This is a genomic window from Caulobacter sp. FV1ye13L (assembly GCF_058681155.1).
Window position 1 is genome coordinate 1,232,802 of sequence record NZ_CM178732.1, and the last position, 17,304, is coordinate 1,250,105.

21 protein-coding genes are annotated in these 17,304 nt (G+C 67.8%); 11 read left to right on the plus strand and 10 right to left on the minus strand.

Annotation, left to right across the window (positions count from 1 at the left end; translation table 11 throughout):
* Positions 1-2: 2 nt before the first annotated feature.
* The 3 genes from ACW176_RS05750 to acnA all read right to left on the minus strand — a co-directional run bounded on the left by ACW176_RS05750 (position 3) and on the right by acnA (position 4,438).
* The gene (locus ACW176_RS05750) at positions 3-344 is read right to left on the minus strand and encodes a DUF2794 domain-containing protein (RefSeq protein ID WP_419319365.1); all 342 of its coding nucleotides are present in this window, start codon (positions 342-344) and stop codon (positions 3-5) included.
* Between the two features lie 537 nt (positions 345-881).
* The gene (locus ACW176_RS05755) at positions 882-1,607 is read right to left on the minus strand and encodes a DUF1223 domain-containing protein (protein WP_492111223.1); all 726 of its coding nucleotides are present in this window, start codon (positions 1,605-1,607) and stop codon (positions 882-884) included.
* 143 nt (positions 1,608-1,750) lie between these two features.
* On the minus strand, positions 1,751-4,438 hold the full coding sequence (gene acnA / locus ACW176_RS05760; RefSeq protein ID WP_419319367.1) for an aconitate hydratase AcnA: 2,688 nt from the start codon (positions 4,436-4,438) through the stop codon (positions 1,751-1,753).
* A 177-nt stretch (positions 4,439-4,615) separates the two neighbouring features.
* Between acnA and ccmA the strand changes: the two genes are divergently transcribed.
* The 7 genes from ccmA to ACW176_RS05795 all read left to right on the plus strand — a co-directional run bounded on the left by ccmA (position 4,616) and on the right by ACW176_RS05795 (position 8,540).
* A complete protein-coding gene (gene ccmA, locus ACW176_RS05765) occupies positions 4,616-5,218 on the plus strand; it encodes a heme ABC exporter ATP-binding protein CcmA (RefSeq protein WP_492056017.1) in 603 nt (200 codons plus the stop codon).
* Positions 5,215-5,880 (plus strand): heme exporter protein CcmB, encoded by a 666-nt coding sequence (ccmB, locus tag ACW176_RS05770; RefSeq protein WP_492056016.1) that lies wholly within the window; start codon positions 5,215-5,217, stop codon positions 5,878-5,880. Before ccmA ends, ccmB begins: the two co-directional genes overlap by 4 nt.
* A gap of 188 nt (positions 5,881-6,068) precedes the next feature.
* Complete coding sequence (locus ACW176_RS05775; protein ID WP_492111224.1) at positions 6,069-6,692, plus strand: Spy/CpxP family protein refolding chaperone; 624 nt, start codon at positions 6,069-6,071, stop codon at positions 6,690-6,692.
* Positions 6,693-6,744: 52 nt separating this feature from the next.
* On the plus strand, positions 6,745-7,482 hold the full coding sequence (gene ccmC / locus ACW176_RS05780) for a heme ABC transporter permease CcmC (protein WP_492111225.1): 738 nt from the start codon (positions 6,745-6,747) through the stop codon (positions 7,480-7,482).
* 1 nt (position 7,483) lies between these two features.
* Entirely contained in the window at positions 7,484-7,654 is a 171-nt protein-coding gene (gene ccmD / locus ACW176_RS05785; RefSeq protein WP_492111226.1) for a heme exporter protein CcmD, read from the plus strand.
* On the plus strand, positions 7,651-8,166 hold the full coding sequence (locus ACW176_RS05790; protein WP_492056013.1) for a DsbE family thiol:disulfide interchange protein: 516 nt from the start codon (positions 7,651-7,653) through the stop codon (positions 8,164-8,166). Before ccmD ends, ACW176_RS05790 begins: the two co-directional genes overlap by 4 nt.
* A gap of 98 nt (positions 8,167-8,264) precedes the next feature.
* Positions 8,265-8,540, plus strand: a complete 276-nt coding sequence (locus ACW176_RS05795; RefSeq protein ID WP_492111227.1) for a hypothetical protein — start codon at positions 8,265-8,267, stop codon at positions 8,538-8,540.
* Between the two features lie 7 nt (positions 8,541-8,547).
* On the opposite strand, the gene ACW176_RS05800 is transcribed toward ACW176_RS05795, so the two are convergent.
* The 3 genes from ACW176_RS05800 to ftsY all read right to left on the minus strand — a co-directional run bounded on the left by ACW176_RS05800 (position 8,548) and on the right by ftsY (position 10,807).
* Positions 8,548-9,108 carry a MarR family winged helix-turn-helix transcriptional regulator gene (locus tag ACW176_RS05800; protein ID WP_492056011.1) on the minus strand — a complete coding sequence of 187 codons (561 nt, stop codon included), beginning with the start codon at positions 9,106-9,108 and terminating at the stop codon, positions 8,548-8,550.
* Between the two features lie 148 nt (positions 9,109-9,256).
* Positions 9,257-9,862 (minus strand): inner membrane-spanning protein YciB, encoded by a 606-nt coding sequence (locus tag ACW176_RS05805; protein WP_492111228.1) that lies wholly within the window; start codon positions 9,860-9,862, stop codon positions 9,257-9,259.
* Positions 9,863-9,865: 3 nt separating this feature from the next.
* Positions 9,866-10,807, minus strand: a complete 942-nt coding sequence (ftsY, locus tag ACW176_RS05810; RefSeq protein WP_492056009.1) for a signal recognition particle-docking protein FtsY — start codon at positions 10,805-10,807, stop codon at positions 9,866-9,868.
* A 91-nt stretch (positions 10,808-10,898) separates the two neighbouring features.
* Here ftsY and ACW176_RS05815 point away from each other — a divergent pair, with 91 nt between their 5' ends.
* The 4 genes from ACW176_RS05815 (at position 10,899) to ACW176_RS05830 (ending at position 13,618) form a co-directional block, all read left to right on the plus strand.
* A complete protein-coding gene (locus ACW176_RS05815; RefSeq protein ID WP_419319378.1) occupies positions 10,899-11,555 on the plus strand; it encodes a trimeric intracellular cation channel family protein in 657 nt (218 codons plus the stop codon).
* 261 nt (positions 11,556-11,816) lie between these two features.
* The gene (locus tag ACW176_RS05820) at positions 11,817-12,275 is read left to right on the plus strand and encodes a tellurite resistance TerB family protein (RefSeq protein WP_492111229.1); all 459 of its coding nucleotides are present in this window, start codon (positions 11,817-11,819) and stop codon (positions 12,273-12,275) included.
* Positions 12,272-12,457 (plus strand): hypothetical protein, encoded by a 186-nt coding sequence (locus ACW176_RS05825; protein WP_492111230.1) that lies wholly within the window; start codon positions 12,272-12,274, stop codon positions 12,455-12,457. Before ACW176_RS05820 ends, ACW176_RS05825 begins: the two co-directional genes overlap by 4 nt.
* A gap of 150 nt (positions 12,458-12,607) precedes the next feature.
* Complete coding sequence (locus ACW176_RS05830) at positions 12,608-13,618, plus strand: TerC family protein (protein WP_492111881.1); 1,011 nt, start codon at positions 12,608-12,610, stop codon at positions 13,616-13,618.
* 175 nt (positions 13,619-13,793) lie between these two features.
* Here ACW176_RS05830 and ACW176_RS05835 read toward each other — a convergent pair whose 3' ends face one another.
* The 4 genes from ACW176_RS05835 to dapF are packed head-to-tail and all read right to left on the minus strand — an operon-like array spanning position 13,794 to position 17,228.
* Positions 13,794-14,225 carry a GFA family protein gene (locus tag ACW176_RS05835; protein ID WP_492111231.1) on the minus strand — a complete coding sequence of 144 codons (432 nt, stop codon included), beginning with the start codon at positions 14,223-14,225 and terminating at the stop codon, positions 13,794-13,796.
* Complete coding sequence (gene mtaB, locus ACW176_RS05840) at positions 14,222-15,553, minus strand: tRNA (N(6)-L-threonylcarbamoyladenosine(37)-C(2))-methylthiotransferase MtaB (protein WP_492111232.1); 1,332 nt, start codon at positions 15,551-15,553, stop codon at positions 14,222-14,224. Before mtaB ends, ACW176_RS05835 begins: the two co-directional genes overlap by 4 nt.
* On the minus strand, positions 15,550-16,461 hold the full coding sequence (locus ACW176_RS05845; RefSeq protein ID WP_492111233.1) for an SDR family NAD(P)-dependent oxidoreductase: 912 nt from the start codon (positions 16,459-16,461) through the stop codon (positions 15,550-15,552). The genes mtaB and ACW176_RS05845 overlap by 4 nt, the downstream gene beginning before the upstream one ends.
* The gene (gene dapF, locus ACW176_RS05850) at positions 16,374-17,228 is read right to left on the minus strand and encodes a diaminopimelate epimerase (RefSeq protein WP_492111234.1); all 855 of its coding nucleotides are present in this window, start codon (positions 17,226-17,228) and stop codon (positions 16,374-16,376) included. Before dapF ends, ACW176_RS05845 begins: the two co-directional genes overlap by 88 nt.
* Positions 17,229-17,304: the final 76 nt, after the last annotated feature.

A 17,304-nucleotide genomic window follows, 5' to 3' on the forward strand; every position in this document is an offset into this window, starting at 1 on the left:
CCTCAGTCGACCACCGAGAACTTGCCCTTCTCGAACAGCTTCAGCACCTGGGCCAGCTCGTGGCCGCGCTTGAGGATCATGCCGCCCTGGCCGATCACCGCCCAGGCGCCCTGCTTGCGGGCCAGGGCCGGGCGCTTCTCGACGCGGTAGAGCGGGGCCTCGGCCGCGTGGCGGAAGATCGAGAACACCGCGCAGTCGGACAGGCCGGCGATGCCGTAGTCGCGCCATTCGCCGGCGGCGACCATGCGGCCATACAGGCGCATGAGCGTATCGAGCTCGCGCCGCTCGAAGAAGGTCACGCCACCGGGCGAGGGGGCGGACGGAAACTGTGGATCCAACGCCATCGGACGAATCCTAACCCCAGTCCGCCCGGTTTGGCGAGCGTGGCGTGGCGGTCACGCCTCGGGAAATTGCGACACGACGGTCACGACGCGCCGCGAAAGGACCTTATTTTCGACCTTCGGCCGCCTGTTTGGTCGGCCAGTTTATCGGTGTCGGCTGATCGGACATCTCACGGTCCTGGATCCTGAACAGCCCCCCCAGCCCCCCTCGATCGCGGGCCGGTCGGCCGACAGAGCTATCCATCCCCCAATGAGTCCGCGCGGTCCTTCCCCCCCCCACCGCGCGGGCTTTTTGCTGCCTGGTCGCCTGGCCGCAGGCCTGGCCTGTCGCCTTGAAAGGACCTTGGTTTGGTCGTGGTCGCGCCTGTTTCGGACCCGATAAAGCAAGGGTCAGCCGACCGGCTTCGGGATCGGGGCCCTGAACAGCCCCCCCAGCCCTCTCCGGTTTCGAACCGGTTTGCTGACAAACAAGCCCTCTCCAAAAGAGCCCGCGCGATTGCCCCCTCGGTCGCGCGGGTTTTTTTCTGTGCGGGTCCTAGCTCAGCGCTCGGCGGTTTCGAGCACGCCGATGATGCGGCCGCCCTTGGCGCCCTGGACGATGATCACCGTCTGCAGCTCGGCGTCTGCGGCCGCCGGCAGGCGGTACAGCTTGGGACGGCCGGACCACGGTCCCAGCCGAACCAGCTCGCGCACCACATTGCGGTGGACCAGGGTCTGGCCCTTGTTGTCGCCGCGCTTGACGGCGATCTCCTGCTCGCGCGGATCAAACCGCACCAGCCACACCTCGCCGCCGCCGCGCGGGGCGGGGCCCGAGCCGACCGCGACGCGGGTCTTGCCGACAAATTCCATGTCCGGCGGATTGGACGGGGCCTTGGCGGCGGTCTTGATCAGGTCTTCGACGGCTTCGGCCTTGGCGCCCGAGGCCTGGACGCGGCCGCCGACCACCATCTGGGGCGTGGGCACGTCGCGCAGGGCGAATTTCTTGACATAGGCCCGCTGGCGCTCGGCGAAGACCGGCTTGGCGAAGGTGTCCTTCCAGCCCAGATAGTCCCAGTAGTCGACCGAATAGGTCAGGGCCAGAACGTCGTCGCGCTGGGCCAGATCGGCGGCCAGCTGGTTGGCCTTGCCGCAGGACGAGCAGCCCTGGGCCGTGAACAGCTCGACAACCACGGGCAGCCGGACCACCGGGGCCTTGGCGGCCCAGGCGGAGGTGGCGGCAAGGCCCGAGAGAGCCAGACAGAACAGGGAAAGGGCGGCCTTACGCATTGCGCGTCACTTAAGCCAAGATCGCGGGTCTAGGCCGTTCACGAGGCCGTGAAGGCCAAGTTCTTTTGCGAAAGTTCGCGCCACAAACGAAAACGGCCCGCCGGATCGCTCCGACGGGCCGTTTCCTGGAGATCAGCGCTGCGTTAGTCGGCCTTGGCCAGGTTGCGCAGCACGTAGTTCAGGACGCCGCCGTTCTTGAAATATTCAAGCTCGGTCGGGGTGTCGATGCGGCAACGAACCGGGAAGCGGGCGATGCGGCCGTCGGTCGGGCGATAGAGCTCGACGATCAGCTGCTTGCGCGGGGCCAGATCGGTGAGGCCGCGGATCGAGACGATCTCCTCGCCGGTCAGTTCCAGCTTCTGCCAGCCGTCCTGGATGAACTGCAGCGGCAGAACGCCCATGCCGACCAGGTTCGAGCGGTGAATGCGCTCGAAGCTTTCGGTGATCACCGCGCGGACGCCCAGTAGCTTGGTGCCCTTGGCGGCCCAGTCACGCGAGCTGCCAGTGCCGTATTCCTTGCCGGCGAAGACCACCGAGGGGCGACCCTCTTCCTGGTACTTCATGGCCGCGTCGTAGATCGACATCACCTGGCCCGACGGGAAGTGCTTGGTGACGCCCCCTTCGATGTCCGGGGTGATGCGGTTGCGGATGCGGATATTGGCGAAGGTGCCGCGCATCATGACCTGGTGGTTGCCGCGACGCGCGCCGTAACCGTTGAAGTCGATGGGCTGCACGCCGTTGTCGACCAGGTACTGGCCGGCCGGGCTGGAGGTCTTGATCGAACCGGCCGGGCTGATGTGGTCGGTGGTGATCGAGTCGCCGAACACGGCCAGGACGCGGGCTTCCACGATGTCGGTGACCGGAGTCGGGGTCATCGACATGTTGGGGAAGTAGGGCGGGTTCTGGACGTAGGTCGAGTCACCTTCCCAGGCGTAGGTCTGGCCGCCGGTGATCTTGATGCCCTGCCAGTTCTTGTCGCCCTTGAAGACGTCGCCGTAACGGCTGGCGAACATCTTTTCGGTGACCGACTTGCGCTGCAGGACGGCGATGTCTTCGTTCGAAGGCCAGATGTCTTTCAGGAAGACGTCGTTGCCCTTCTTGTCCTGGCCCAGCGGCTGGGTGGCCAGATCGATCTTCATCGAACCGGCCAGGGCGTAGGCCACCACCAGCGGCGGCGAGGCCAGGTAGTTGGCGCGAACGTCGGGGTTCACCCGGCCTTCGAAGTTGCGGTTGCCCGACAGCACCGAGCAGGCGACCAGATCGTGGTCGGCAATGGTCTTGCTGATGGCTTCCGGCAGCGGGCCCGAATTGCCGATGCAGGTGGTGCAGCCGTAACCCACCAGGTTGAAGCCCAGGGCGTCCAGATGCTTGGTCAGGCCGGCCTTGAGCAGATAGTCGGTGACCACCTGCGAGCCGGGGGCCAGCGAGGTCTTCACCCACGGCTTGACCTTCAGACCCTTGGCGACCGCGTTCTTGGCCAGCAGGCCGGCGGCGATCAGCACGGAGGGGTTGGAGGTGTTGGTGCACGAGGTGATGGCCGCGATGACCACGTCGCCGTGACCGACGTCGAAGTTCTCGCCTTCGACCGGGGCGCGCAGCTCGGGGTTTTCGGCCTTGCCGAATTCACCGGCCAGCGACTCGGCGAACTTGGACGCGGCGTCGGTCAGCAGAACCCGGTCTTGCGGACGCTTGGGGCCGGCCAGCGACGGCAGGACGACCGACAGGTCCAGTTCCAGGGTGTCGGTGAAGGTCGGCTCGGGCGTACCCGGCTCCCACCACAGACCCTGTTCCTTGGCATAGGCTTCCACCAGGGCGACGCGGGCGGCCTCGCGGCCGGTGCCCTTCAGATAGGCGATGGTCGCGGCCGAGATCGGGAAGAAGCCGCAGGTCGCGCCATATTCCGGAGCCATGTTGGCGATGGTCGCCTGGTCTTCCAGGGTCAGGTTGGCCAGGGCGTCGCCGTAGAATTCGACGAACTTGCCGACCACGCCCTTCTTGCGCAGCATCTGGGTGACGGTGAGCACCAGGTCGGTGGCCGTCGCGCCTTCCGGCATGGCGCCGGTCAGCTTGAAGCCGACGACTTCGGGGATCAGCATCGGGATCGGCTGACCCAGCATCGCGGCTTCAGCCTCGATGCCGCCCACGCCCCAGCCCAGGACCGACAGGCCGTTGACCATGGTGGTGTGGCTGTCGGTGCCGACGACGGTGTCGGGATAGGCGAAGTTTTCGCCTTCGACCTCATTGGTCCAGACGGTCTGGGCCAGATATTCCAGGTTCACCTGGTGACAGATGCCGGTGCCGGGGGGCACGACGCGGAAGTTGTTGAAGGCCGACGAGCCCCAGCGCAGGAAGCGATAGCGCTCGATATTGCGCTCATATTCGCGGGCCACGTTGGCGTCGTAAGCCTTGGCGTCGCCGAAATTGTCGACCATCACCGAGTGGTCGATGACCAGGTCGACGGGGTTGAGCGGGTTGATCTTGGCCGGGTCGGCGCCGAGGGCGACCATGGCGTCGCGCATGGCGGCCAGGTCGACCACGGCGGGAACGCCGGTGAAGTCCTGCATCAGCACGCGGGCGGGACGGAAGCTGATTTCGTGCTCGACGGCGCCCTTGTTCTGCAGCCATGCGGCCACGGCCTTCAGGTCGGGTTCGTCGACGGACACGCCGTCTTCGTTGCGCAGCAGGTTCTCGAGAAGCACCTTCATCGAGACCGGCAAGGAAGAAACACCGGTCAGACCGGCTTCCTCAGCGGCGCGAAGGCTGTAATAGACGTAGGTCTTGCCACCGACGATCAGTTCGCGGCGGGCTTTAAGGCTGTCAACAGACGCCATTCGGGAGATCCCTTCTCTGTCCACGGCCGCCCGAAAACCACTCCCGGGATCGCGCGATCGAGGCGGACCCACAGCGTCCATCCCCGCGCCGCGTCCCCTGACAAGCTGGAGGGGGACGGCCGAGGGCTTCTTAGCGCTGCTAATGTTCAACGTCCATGCGCGGGACAAGGTCTTGGCATGTTGAGAACTGTTCTCATTAAAGATTTGGCCGTGTCTCGCGGCGAACGACGACTGTTTTCGGGCTTCAATCTGCAGATTGACGCGGGCGAAGCCGTGGAATTGACCGGTCGCAACGGGGCCGGCAAGACCAGCCTGCTGCGCGCCGTGGCCGGCCTGCTGCGGCCTGAAGCCGGCCAGATCGTCTTCGAGGATCACGAGCCGGAGACCGCCCGCGCCGAGCATCTGCACATGGTCGGCCACCAGGACGGCCTGAAATCCACCCGCACGGCCTGGGAGGAACTGCGGTTCCAGACCCTGTGGTGCGGCGGCTCGCCGGCCACGGCCCGCCAGGCCGCCGAGCGGTTTGATCTGGTGCGGCTGCTCGATCTGGAGGTTCGCCGCCTGTCGGCCGGCCAGCGCCGCCGCCTGGCCTTGGCCCGGCTGGTCGCCAGCCCCCGCACCCTGTGGCTGCTGGACGAGCCGATGGCGCCGCTGGACTCCACCCACCGCCTGACCTTCGGGGCCCTGATGGCCGAGCATCTGGTCGGCGGCGGCATGATCCTGGCCGCCGTGCACGATCCCCTGCCGGTGGCTGCGCGCGTGGTCGAGGTGGGCGCATGACCGCCTTCCTGATCCTGCTGCGCCGCGAACTGGCCCTGGCCTGGGGCAAGGGCGGCGGACCGCTGCTGGCCCTGGCCTTCTATGCCGGCGTGGTCACCCTGCTGCCGATGGCCACCGGCCGCGCGCCGGAAAAACTGGCCGCCATCGCTCCGGGGATCGCCTGGCTGGCCCTGGCCCTGTCGGCCCTGCTGTCGCTGGAGCGCCTGTTCGAACGCGATTTCGAGGACGGGGCGCTGGACCTCCTGAGCCTGGGTCCGGCTTCGCTGGAAGCGGTGGCCGTCGCCAAGTGCCTGGCCCAGTGGCTGGCCTCGGGCGCGCCCCTGGCCCTGGCGGCGCCCGTCGCGGCCCTGGCCCTGGGCGCCGATCCCAAGATCATTCCGCTTCTGGTGCTGTGCGGCCTGTTCGGCGGCTTGGCCTTCGCCTTCCTGGGCGGCCTGGGCGCCAGCCTGGCCCTGGGCAGCCGGCGCGGCGGCCTGCTGGTGGCGGTGATCGTGCTGCCGCTCTATGTGCCGCCCGTGATCTTCGGGGCCGGAGCGCTCGACGCCCTGGCCGGCGGCCTGCCGTGGACGGGCGGCCTGTTTCTGATGCTGGCCTATTGCACGGCGGCGGTGGCCTTAAGCCCCCTGGCCATGGCGGCGGCCTGCAGGAACGCGCTGGACTGAGGCGCGCACGGCCAGGTCGGGACACCTCTATTTGTCATCCCGGCTCGGCTACGCCGAGCCGGGATGACAAGCGTTTGGGTCGGGGTTTCCAAGACAAACCTGTAATATTGTTCATTCAAACTGACATTTTCGCGCCACAAGCCGATGGCCAAGCTCTCGCCAGATCTGGTTCCGAGGGAGAAACCATCATGCAGAAGTCCACGCGCCGCCTGGCCCTGGCCGCCAGCGCCGTTCTCGCCATCACCGCCGCTGCGGGGGCCGCCATGGCCCAGATGCCGCCGCCTCCGCCTCCGCCACCCCCCGCGCTGCCGCCTTTGCCGCCCTTGCCGCCGCTGCCGCCCCTGGACGCCATGATGATGGGCGGCCACGACATGGCGATGAGGCATCACGGCAAGCCGGCCGATCCGGAAGCCCACGCCAAGCACCTGCGCGACGTGCTGCAGCTGCGTCCCGACCAGGACGGCGCCCTGAAGGCCTATATCGAGGCCACCGCTCCGCAGAAGATGGCTGACGCCATGATGTGGGATAGCAAGGACGAGGGCGACGACAAGCCTTTGACCACGCCCGAGCGCCTCGACCGGCAGGCCGCCCACATGACGAAAATGGCCGAGACCTTCCAGAAGCGCGCCTCGGCGACCAAGGCCTTCTATGCGGCGCTGTCGCCCAGCCAGCAAAAGGCCTTCGACGCCCTGGGCCCGCACGGCGGCGGCCCGCGCATGATGGTCAGGCGCCTCGACATCCGCCACGACGGTCCGCTGACGGGCGAACACAGGGAAGAGCGCAAGACGATCATGAAGCACAAGGCCGGCTGATAAGGGTCGATACGCATTGCGGGCGTTCGTGTGGAGCTCTAATCAGCAATCCATGGACGCCCGACACCCGTTTGATTTCCTGACCAACCCCGAGCGGTTCATGGCCTTCTCGCGGTGGGCCGCGCCGATGTTCGGGGCCATCGCCGCCGTGCTGGCGGTCATTGGCCTGTATCTGACCTTCACGGTCCCCGAGGACTACCAGCAGGGCGACACGGTGCGGATGATGTTCATCCACGTGCCCGCCGCCATCATGAGCATGATGGTCTATTTGTTCCTGGGCGTTTCCAGCCTGCTGGCCCTGATCTTCCGCCACGCCCTGGCCGACGCCGCCGCTCGCGCCTGCGCGCCGCTGGGCGCGGTGTTCACGGCCCTGGCCCTGGTCACCGGCTCGCTGTGGGGCAAGCCGATGTGGGGGACCTGGTGGCAGTGGGACGCCCGCATGACCTCGGTGCTGGTGCTGTTCCTGTTCTATCTGGGCTATCTGGCCCTGCGCGGGGCGCTGGAGGACGAGCAGAAGGCCGCCCGCGCCGCCGCCATCCTGGCCCTGGTGGGGCTGATCAACCTGCCGGTGGTCAAGTTCTCCGTCGACTGGTGGAACACCCTGCACCAGGGGTCCTCGACCCTGTTCGCCCAGCCTGAAGACCGGCTGCCGGCCGTCTATCTGTGGCCCTGGGCCCTGATGACCCTGGCCTATCTGTCGGCCTTCGGGTCGCTGTGGCTGGTGCGGATCCGCGCCCTGGTCTGGCGGCGCAAGGCCCGCGCCCTGGCGCTGCGGATCGCGGAGAGCTGAGATGGATTTCGACGCCGGAAAATACGCGATCTATGTCTGGCCCGCCTTCGGGATCACGGCCGTCGCCTTTGGCTGGATGATCCTCGACAGCCTGGCCCAGGCCCGCCGCTGGAAAGTCGAGCTGGAGCGCCTGCAGGCGCAGCTGGACGCCCCTAAGGATGTCGGGCCTTGAAGCGCTGGCTGGCCTTCACGCCGCTGATCGTACTGGCGGCCCTGGCGCTGCTGTTCGCCGGCTACGCCCTCAAGCGCGACCCCAAGGTCTCGCCCCACGCCATGGTCGGCAAGCCGATGCCGGCCCTGACCCTGCCAGAGCTGTCCAGCGGGCAGCCGACCGCCCTCAAGGATGTCACCCAGGGCGGCCCGGTGCTGGTCAATTTCTTCGCCTCGTGGTGCGCCCCCTGCGAGATCGAGCATCCGCAGCTGATGGCGCTGAACGCCCAGGGCGTGAAGATCATCGGCGTCGCCTACAAGGACGCCCCGCCCAACACCCAGGCCTTCCTGACCCGACTGGGCGATCCCTTCGCCGCCCGACTGGTGGATCGCAGCGGCGCCGCAGGCCTTGAGTTCGGCGTCACCGGCGTGCCCGAGACCTATCTGGTCGGCTCGGACGGCATGATCCTGGCCAAGCACACCGGCCCCCTGACGCCCGACGCGGCCGAGGACCTGCTGGCCAAGGCAAAATAGGCCGGTTGAAGGTGCGCTGACACGTCGCGGCGCTTTGGCGTTAACCCGACGTTGACCATGCTCGCAGACTTTCAGTTAACCATGTTAGACTTCGAGTCATGAGCACCGTCCGTCCCGCCGGCTGGCCTTCGGCCCCCGCCAGACCCGCCTCGACCCCTGCGTCGGGCGGCGCGGCGACGCGTTCGGCCTTCTTCCAGGCGGCGCTGGGCGACACTGCGCCCACGCGCCCGGCCCAGGCCGCCGCCTCGGTGCAGATGCAGGCTCAAGCCCAGGCCCAGCCGCAGCGCCAGGCGCCGGCCCGGCCGTTCACGCAGCCGGACGCCCAGCCGCAGAAGCTTCTGCGCCCGGGCTCTCTGCTCAATATCGTGGTCTAGAAAACCCTCAGGCCGCCTTCTTGGCGGCCTTGTCCTTCTTGGGCTTCTTGTCTTTTTTCGGCTTCTCGGCCTTGGCCTTGGCCTTCTTGAGCTTGGCCGGCTCGCTGTCGACCGCCGGATGCAGATCCGCGCCGGCCATGTCGGCCAGCAGGTCCAGGAAGCCCTCGCGCTTGCCGGGCTTCAGCAGGGCCAGGATCCGCGCGTCGGCCATGGTGACCATCGGCGCGACCTCTTCCAGCATGGCCCGGCCCGAGGGTGACAGGCGCACGCTGTTGGCGCGGGCGTCCTGATCAGAGCGCTGACGTTCCAGATGGCCCTTGGCGATCATCCGGGCGACCATGTCGGCCAGGGTCGAGCGGTCGATGCCGGTGGCCTTGACCAGGGCCGTCTGGGTGACGCCCTCGTTCTGGGCCACGGCCGACAGCACGGCGAACTGGCGCTGAGTGACGCCGGCCGCGCCACATTCCTCGGCGTAGATGTCGAGCGCCAGCTGCAGCACCCTGTGCAACAGATGGCTGGGCGATCGCTCCAGCAAACCGCCGCTCTTCTCGACCTTCGTCTTGGACATGGGCTCGCCTTCGTCTTTTCAGCCGACGGACAGAGACTATCATCGTTACACGTCGATTTAACGACAATACTCCGTGGGCGGCGCAAGCCGCCACGGCCTGCGCTCTGGTGCGCGGAAAAACGGCGGGTCGGCGCCTGGAAGCCGGCGCCTAGAAGCCTGCGTCTGGCGGCTCGGGCGGGGCCGGCTCGTCGCCCTTGGCCATGTGCTTCATCATGAACGGCACCTGGGTCAGGGAGAAGATGATCGCCAGCGGCAGCAGGGCGACCCGGAACTTCACCCAGTTCTCCGTATCCTGGGTCAGGCGGACGATTTCGTTCAGTATGGCGGCCGAGGCGAAATAGGCGCCATAGCGCAGGGTCAGGGTGCGCCAGGCCGCGTCGGGCAGCTGCATGGCCTCGCCCATCAGGGCCTTCAGCGGCGCGCGGTTCATCAGGGCGCCGCCGATCATGAAGCCCGCCAGGGCCCCGTTGACGACGGTGACCTTGATCTTCACGAACACGTCGCTGTGGAAGATCAGCCCCAGGGCCCCGAAGATCAGGGCCATGACGCCGGAAAACAGCGGCAGCAGGGCCACGCGGCGCTCGACCGCATAGCCCACGACTAGGGCCACGCCCGAGGCGGCAACCAGCACCCAGGTGGCGGTCTGGAAGTCCTTGGTGGTGAAATAGGCGATGGCGAAGGCGATCGGCGCGCCATAGTCGACGGCGGTGCGCACCCAGGCGGCGTGCTTCTTCTGGGTCTGCTGTTCGTCCATGGCCTAGTCCTCCAGCCCGACCAGCGAGCGCGAAAAGGCGCGGGCGTCGAAGGGTTGCAGATCCTCGACTCCCTCGCCCACGCCGATCAGCTTGATCGGGCTGTCGCTGGCCTGGGCCACCGGCACCAGCACCCCGCCGCGCGCGGTGCCGTCCAGCTTGGTCATGACAATCCCGGAGACGCCGACCTGGTTGCCGAAGATCTTTTCCTGGGCGAGGGCGTTGCGGCCGACCGTGGCGTCCAGCACCAGCAGGGTTTCGTGCGGATAGTCGGGATCGACCTTCTTGACGACCCGGATCACCTTGAGCAGCTCGTCCATCAGGCCCTGCTTGTTCTGCAGCCGGCCGGCGGTGTCGATCAGCACCACGTCATAGTGCTCGGCCTTGGCCCGCTCGACGGCCTCATAGGCCAGGGCCGCGGCGTCGGAGCCGGTGGGCTTGGACATGAAGTCGGCCCCGGCCCGGTCAGCCCAGACCTTCAGCTGCTCGACGGCGGCGGCGCGGAAGGTGTCGCCGGCGGCGATCAGGACGCGGGCGCCCTTCTCGGTCAGGTCGGCGGCGATCTTGCCCAGGGTGGTGGTCTTGCCCGAGCCGTTGACGCCGATGAACAGCACCACATAGGGACGCGGCCCGCCCAGCGGATCGAAACGGCCCTCGCGGTCGGCCAGCTCGGCGGCGACCAGCTCGGCCAGGGCTTCCTTGACCTCGGTTTCGGTCGACGACTTGCCAAACCGCGCCTTGCCGAAGGCGTCGGTGATGCGCGCGGCGATCTGGGGTCCCAGGTCAGCCTCGATCAGCATCTCTTCCAGGGCGTCCAGCTGTTCCTGGTCCAGGGGCTTCTTGGTGAAGACCCCGGTGACCTGCTCGGTCATCGCCTGGGAAGACCGGGTCAGGCCAGACGTGAGGCGCTGGAACCAGCCTTGTTTCTGCGCGGGCTTGTCGTTCATCAGCGCTCCTTTAGGGGAACGGGCGAAAGTGTAAATCAGATATTACCGGCCCATGGTTTCCGCTGCAGAGCCGGCCGTGGCATGAACGGCCATGGACCCGCTTCTCGACCCGACCATGGACCCTCTGGCGACGACCCTCTTCTGGCTGGACTACGCCGCCGCCGCCGTGTTCGGGGCCACCGGCGCGCTGGCGGCGGCGCGGCGCAAGCACGATATCATCACCTTCGGCTTCTTCGCGGCGATCACCGGCGTCGGGGGCGGCACCCTGCGCGATCTGCTGATCGGGGCGCCGGTATTCTGGGTGCAGCGGCCCGGCTATATCCTGGCGTGCCTGGCGGCTGCGACCGTGGTGTGGCTGCTGGGCAAGCGCGGCTGGCGGTTTCGCGCCCTGCTGTGGCTGGACGCCCTGGGCATGGCCGCCTTTTCCGTGGTCGGCGCCGCCAAGGCCCTGAGCCTGGGCGTTCATCCGTTCACGGCGGTGGTCATGGGCGTGCTGACCACCGCCTTCGGCGGCGTGATCCGCGACGTGCTGGCCGAAGAGCCCAACCTGCTGCTGCGCCGGGAGATCTACATTACCGCCGCCCTGCTGGGGGCGTCGGTGTTCACGGTGCTGGACCTGCTGGGCCTGGGCTTCTGGCCGGCGGGACTGGCGGGCTTCGTCGCGGCCTTCGGCCTGCGGGCGGCGGCGATCAAGCTGGGCTGGAGCCTGCCGGGGTTTGTAGGCGGTGAGGACAAGGCTGCGGACTGAACGCCTGTTCGAAGGACGGCCGCGCCGCAAAAACACGACGGGTCGTGCGAAAATAATCCGCTGCCCTCTTGCGCGCCCTGCCCACGCCTCCAATTTGTCTGATGCGGGCCGGGCCCCTCTGACGATCCTCGCAGCCGCATGGCGCGATCGTGATGTCGGACCGCATCGGGTGCGCTCGATGCCGGGTCCAACGGGTTGTTCCCCCCCAAGAACCCAGCAAGCCCGGTATCGGGCGCGCCCTCCCAACAGAGGAGAGCACAGATGTCTTTTAACCCCATTCACGCCACACGTGCGCGCTTCACCGACGCCTGGACGCCGGCCCAGCTGGACCAGCTGGACGCCCTGGTGGCCGCCTGCGCCCTGGTGGCCCAGGCCGACGGCTGGGTCACGCCGGACGAGCGCGGCCGCATGCTGGAGCGCATGCGCGGCCTGGCGGCCCTGACGGTCTTCGGGATCGACGACGCCCTGGAAGTCTTTGAGGCTCTGGACCAGCGCTTCGAACAGGATCCGGAAGCCGCCCGGCTCGAGGCCGAACTGGCGATCCGCCGCCTGCGCGGCCGCGATGACGTCGCCCGGGTGGTCGTCAACTGCGCCTGCGCCGTCGCAACCGCCGACGGCGGGCTCGACGCCGAGGAGCGCGACGTCCTGCTGCGGATCTGCGCCCTGCTGTCGCTGGATCCGATCCAGTTCGACCTGATCACCACGGCGGGCCGGCGATGAGAGTCGGCGGCTATGCTCCCCCAACACCCTGGGTCTCGCTGCAACTGGCCCAGCAGGCCCTGGTGCAGGCGGCGTCCCACGCCAGCCAGCCGACCGCCAAGCCGGTGACGCCGCCGGACCGCATCGAGCACGCGCCGGCGCCGCGCCCCCTGAACCGGGGCCTGCTGGACATTCGAGTCTAGGGCTAGCCCTTTAAGTAACTGATTTAATGAACTTCTCTTTCGATCCTGACGGAACCGTCAGGTCAAAAAAGGCGCAAGTTCCACCGCGTTTCCGCAAAACCCGCCCGCCGTGATCAGCCTGAGCGCTTGAGATCCGGCGGGCCTAAAGGCCTGAACAAGACCATGGATTTTCTGACCCTGCCGGTGATCGGCAAACCGCTCTGGATGTGGGCGGGCTTCATGCTGGCCGTCGTGGCCCTGCTGGCCTTTGACCTCGGCGTCCTGCACCGCAAGACCCGCGAGATCGGCGTGCGCGAAAGCCTGCTGATGTCGGCGGTCTATATCAGCCTGGGACTGGGCTTCGGCGGCCTGGTCTGGATGCAGCTGGGCGCGACCGCCGGGGTCGAATATCTGACCGGCTTCGTGATCGAGAAGAGCCTGGCGATCGACAATGTCTTCGTCATCGCCCTGATCTTCGGCTTCTTCGCCATTCCCCCGGCCCTGCAGCACCGGGTGCTGTTCTGGGGCGTGCTGGGCGTGATCGTCCTGCGGGCCATCATGATCGGCGTCGGCGCGGCCCTGGTCAGCCAGTTTGGTTGGGTGCTGTACATCTTCGCCGCCTTCCTGATCCTGACCGGCGTGAAGATGCTGTTTGCGGGCGACAAGCCCATGGACCTGACCAACAACCCCGCCCTGAAATGGCTGCGTCGCGTCATGCCGATCAGCGACAAGCTGGAAGGCGACCGCTTCTTCGTTCAGGGCATCGACTCGCGCACCGGCAAGGCCGCTCGCCTGGCCACCCCGCTGTTCCTGGCCCTGGTGCTGGTCGAGCTGGCCGATCTGGTCTTCGCCGTCGACTCGGTGCCGGCCATCTTCGCCATCACCACCGATCCCTATATTGTCTACACCTCCAACATCATGGCGATCCTGGGCCTGCGGGCGCTGTACTTCGCCCTGGCGGCGGTGCTGCACCGCTTCGCCTATCTCAAGCAGGCCCTGGCCGTGCTGCTGGTGTTCATCGGCGGCAAGATCTTCGTCGCCGACGCCCTGGGCTGGGAGAAGTTCCCTGCCGCCCTGTCGCTGTCGATCACCTTCGCCATCCTGGCGGCCGGCGTCGGCTGGTCGCTGTGGAAGACCCGCAACGCGTCCGCCCTTCCGGGTGCGCCCGGCGCAGGCGCCTAAGCGCTCGCCCGGTCCGCCCGGCGATCTGAAGACGAACCGGGTCGGACCCTGTCCGGCCCGGTTTTTTCTTGGGTGTGCGGGAGACGTGGACCCTGCAGAAGGCCTGCGGGAATCCTTTTGCCCTGAGGTTGAAGGTCGCGACGACGAATCCCCCTTTGGGAACAAGTCGTGACCCCTAGGTGTCGTGGTCAGGGTGCTGGCGCGACGCCACCGCACCGGTCGGCCCCATCGGCGGTCTCACCCGCATCTGCGACAGATGATCCATCCAGGCCGGCCGGCTCTCGACGGCCAGCTGAACCCCAGGCTCAACCGCCGACGGGTCGTCGAAGGCGAAAACCGCCAGGTCGATCTTGTCGGCGCTCCACTCAAAAGACAGGGGCGTGCCGCAGGCGGCGCAGAAGCCGCGCTGGATCTGATCCGAACTCTGGAAATGGGTCGGCGCGCCGCGCGTCCAGGTCAGGTTAGCCACCTCGACCGTCACCAGCGCCCCGAACGGGCCGGCGAAGGCCTTCTGGCACATGCGGCAATGGCAGATCGAAGCGCGGCCGGGATCGCCCTCGACCCGAAAGCGGACGGCGCCGCACTGGCAGCGGCCGCTCAGACTCACGGGGCCAGCTCGGCGATCACCCGCGACCCGTCGTGGCCGGTGACCCGGAAGGCCAGAATCTGGCCCGAAGCCGCTTCGCCCGCAAAGACGATCTCGGTGAAGTCCTCGGCGCGGGCCACGCCGTCGCGCTCGACCAGGCCCGACAGCACGCGGCCGACCTGGCGCTGCAGATGGCGTTCGAGCCCCGCCTGCCCCGCTTCGCGCAGACGGCGGGCGCGGTCCTTGATCACCGGCCCCTTGACCGGCGGCATCCGCGCGGCCGGCGTGCCGGGGCGGGCGCTGTAGGGGAAGACGTGCAGGAAGGCCAGGCCCGCCTCCTCCACCAGCTTCAGGGTGTTTTCGAAGGCCTCTTCGCTCTCGGTCGGGAAGCCGGCGATCAGGTCGGCGCCGAAGGCGGTGTCGGGGCGCACGCGGCGCACCTCGGCCACCAGCTTCAGGGCGTCCTCGCGGCTGTGGCGGCGCTTCATGCGCTTGAGGATCATGTTGTCGCCGGCCTGCAGGCTCAGATGCAGATAGGGCATCAGGCGCGGCTCGGTTTCCAGCAGCTTGAACAGGTCGGGATCGATCTCGGCGGCGTCGATCGACGACAGGCGCAGGCGCGGCAACTCGGGCACGAGCTTGAGGATCCGGCCCACCAGCTGGCCAAGCGTCGGCTGGCCCGGCAGGTCGGTTCCCCACGAGGTGACGTCGACGCCGGTCAGAACCACCTCATTATAGCCCTCGGCGGTCAGGCGGCGGACCTGCTCGACCACTTCACCGGCCGGGGCCGAACGGGAATTGCCGCGTCCGAACGGGATGATGCAGAAGGTGCAGCGGTGGTCGCAGCCGTTCTGGACCTCGACATAGGCCCGGGCGCGGTCCTTGAGGCCGGCGATCAGGTGACCGGCGGTCTCCTTGATCGACATGATGTCATTGACCCGCACGCGGGTGGAGGTGTCGAGCAGGGCCCCGGGCGCAGCCTTTTCGGCATTGCCCAAAACCAGATCGACTTCCGGCATGGCGGCGAAGGCGGCGGGGTCGATCTGGGCGGCGCAGCCGGTGACGATCAGCCGGGCGTCGGGCCGCTCGCGGCGCGCCTTGCGGATCGCCTGCCGCGCCTGACGCACGGCTTCATTGGTCACCGCGCAGGTGTTGAACACTACCGCGTCCGACAGGCCATCGGCGCTGGCCCGGGCCCGGATGGCCTCGGACTCATAGGCGTTCAGACGGCAGCCGAAGGTGACGACATCGACGCCGTCGGGGCCCGACGACACCATCGCCGGTCCTCCCTCTTCGCCAACAGCAGGCTTCGGCGTCGGCGGACGCGAGATGACGGTGTAGGTGGTCACGGCTTGTCGACAAACGCCGCGAAGGCGTCCTTCCAGTCGGGATGCCAGCGCGACAGGGCCGGGCGGTTTTCGATGATGTCGCCCATGGCCCAGGCCATGCGCTTCTCGTCGACCGCGCGGGTGACGTCATTGTCGGGGCACAGGATGTAGAAGTCGCCGGCCTCGATGCGGGCCAGCATGAAGTGCACCACCTGCTCGGGCGTCCAGGCCGCGTCGGGCTTGCCGCCCGGACCGCGCTTGGTCATGCCGGTGAAGGTGTAGCCGGGGATCAGCAGGTGAGCGGTGACCTGGCAGTCTTCGGTCTGGCGCAGGGTGTGGGCCAGGCCCTCGGTCAGGGCCTTCACCGCCGCCTTGGAGACATTATAGGCCGTGTCGCCGGGCGGCTGGGTGATGCCCTGTTTGCTTCCGGTGTTGATGATCAGGCCGGGACGACCCGACAGGGCCATCTCTTCGCCGAACACCTGAACGCCGTTGATCACGCCCCACAAATTGACGTCGAGGATGCGCGACCAGGCGTCGTCGCCGGCGAAGGCGTCGCCGCCGCCGCCGACCCCGGCATTGTTCATCAGCACATCGACCGCACCGAACTTTTCCAGGGCGACGGCCTTCAGGGCCTCGACCGCCGCGCGGTCGGCGACGTCGGTGGGCACGGCGAGGGCGCCGATGGCCTCGGCTTCCTGTTTCAGCTTTCGGCCGGTGACGTCGGCCATGACCACATTGAGGCCCAGCTCGCGGAAGATCTTGGCGGCGGCCAGGCCGATGCCGTCGGCGGCGCCGGTGATGACGGCGGTCTTGCCGGCCTCGAGGGCGGGGTGGAGGCTCATGCGGCGACCTTCTCCGGCAGCTTGCCGGTGTATTCCAGGGTGATCGGGCCGGTCATGATCACGTGGCCGTCGGCCTCGCGCCATTCGATGACCAGGCTGCCGCTCTCGAACTCGACGGTGGCGATGCGGTCCGTCAGGCCCCGGCGCACGGCGGCCACCTGGGCGGCGCAGGCGCCGGTGCCGCAGGCCAGGGTCAGGCCCGCGCCGCGTTCCCAGACCTTCAGCTGGATGTGATCGCGGGCGGCGATGTGGGCGAAGCCGACATTGACGCCTTGCGGGAACAGCGGGTGATGCTCGACCAGCGAACCGGTCCCGGTGGCGAAGGCGTCAGTCACCGGCGCGTCGACGAAGAACACCACATGCGGATTGCCCATCGAGACGCAGACCGGCGTGTGGACCAGCGGCGCGTCGATCGGGCCGACCTGCAGCTCGACCCGCTCGGTGTTCATCTCTTCGGACAGCGGGATCTGGGTCCAGTCCAGGCCCGGCTGGCCCATATCGACCGTGACCCGCTTGTCGCCGGCCATCTGGCCCGACAGGCGGCCGCCGTCGGTGTCGAAGGCGACGCTGTCCTTGCCCGACGACTGCATCAGCAGCCAGGCCACGCAGCGCGTACCGTTGCCGCAGGCGCCGACCGCGTCGCCGTCGGAATTCCAGAACCGCACATAGGCCGAAGCGCCCGCGCTGCGCGGCGGATCGATGGCGATCACCTGGTCGCAGCCGATCCCGCCCTCACCCCGTTTGGCGATCGCGCGGATCGCCTCGGGCGTGGGCTCGAAGGACTGGCTGGCGGTCTCGATCACGACGAAGTCGTTGCCGAGGCCGTTCATCTTGACGAAGGTGCGGCTCATGGTGGGGCTATATAGTGGAAAAGTCGCGATAGCGTCAGGGGTTGGGGTGACGCGGCCGGGTGTTACGGCAATCCGC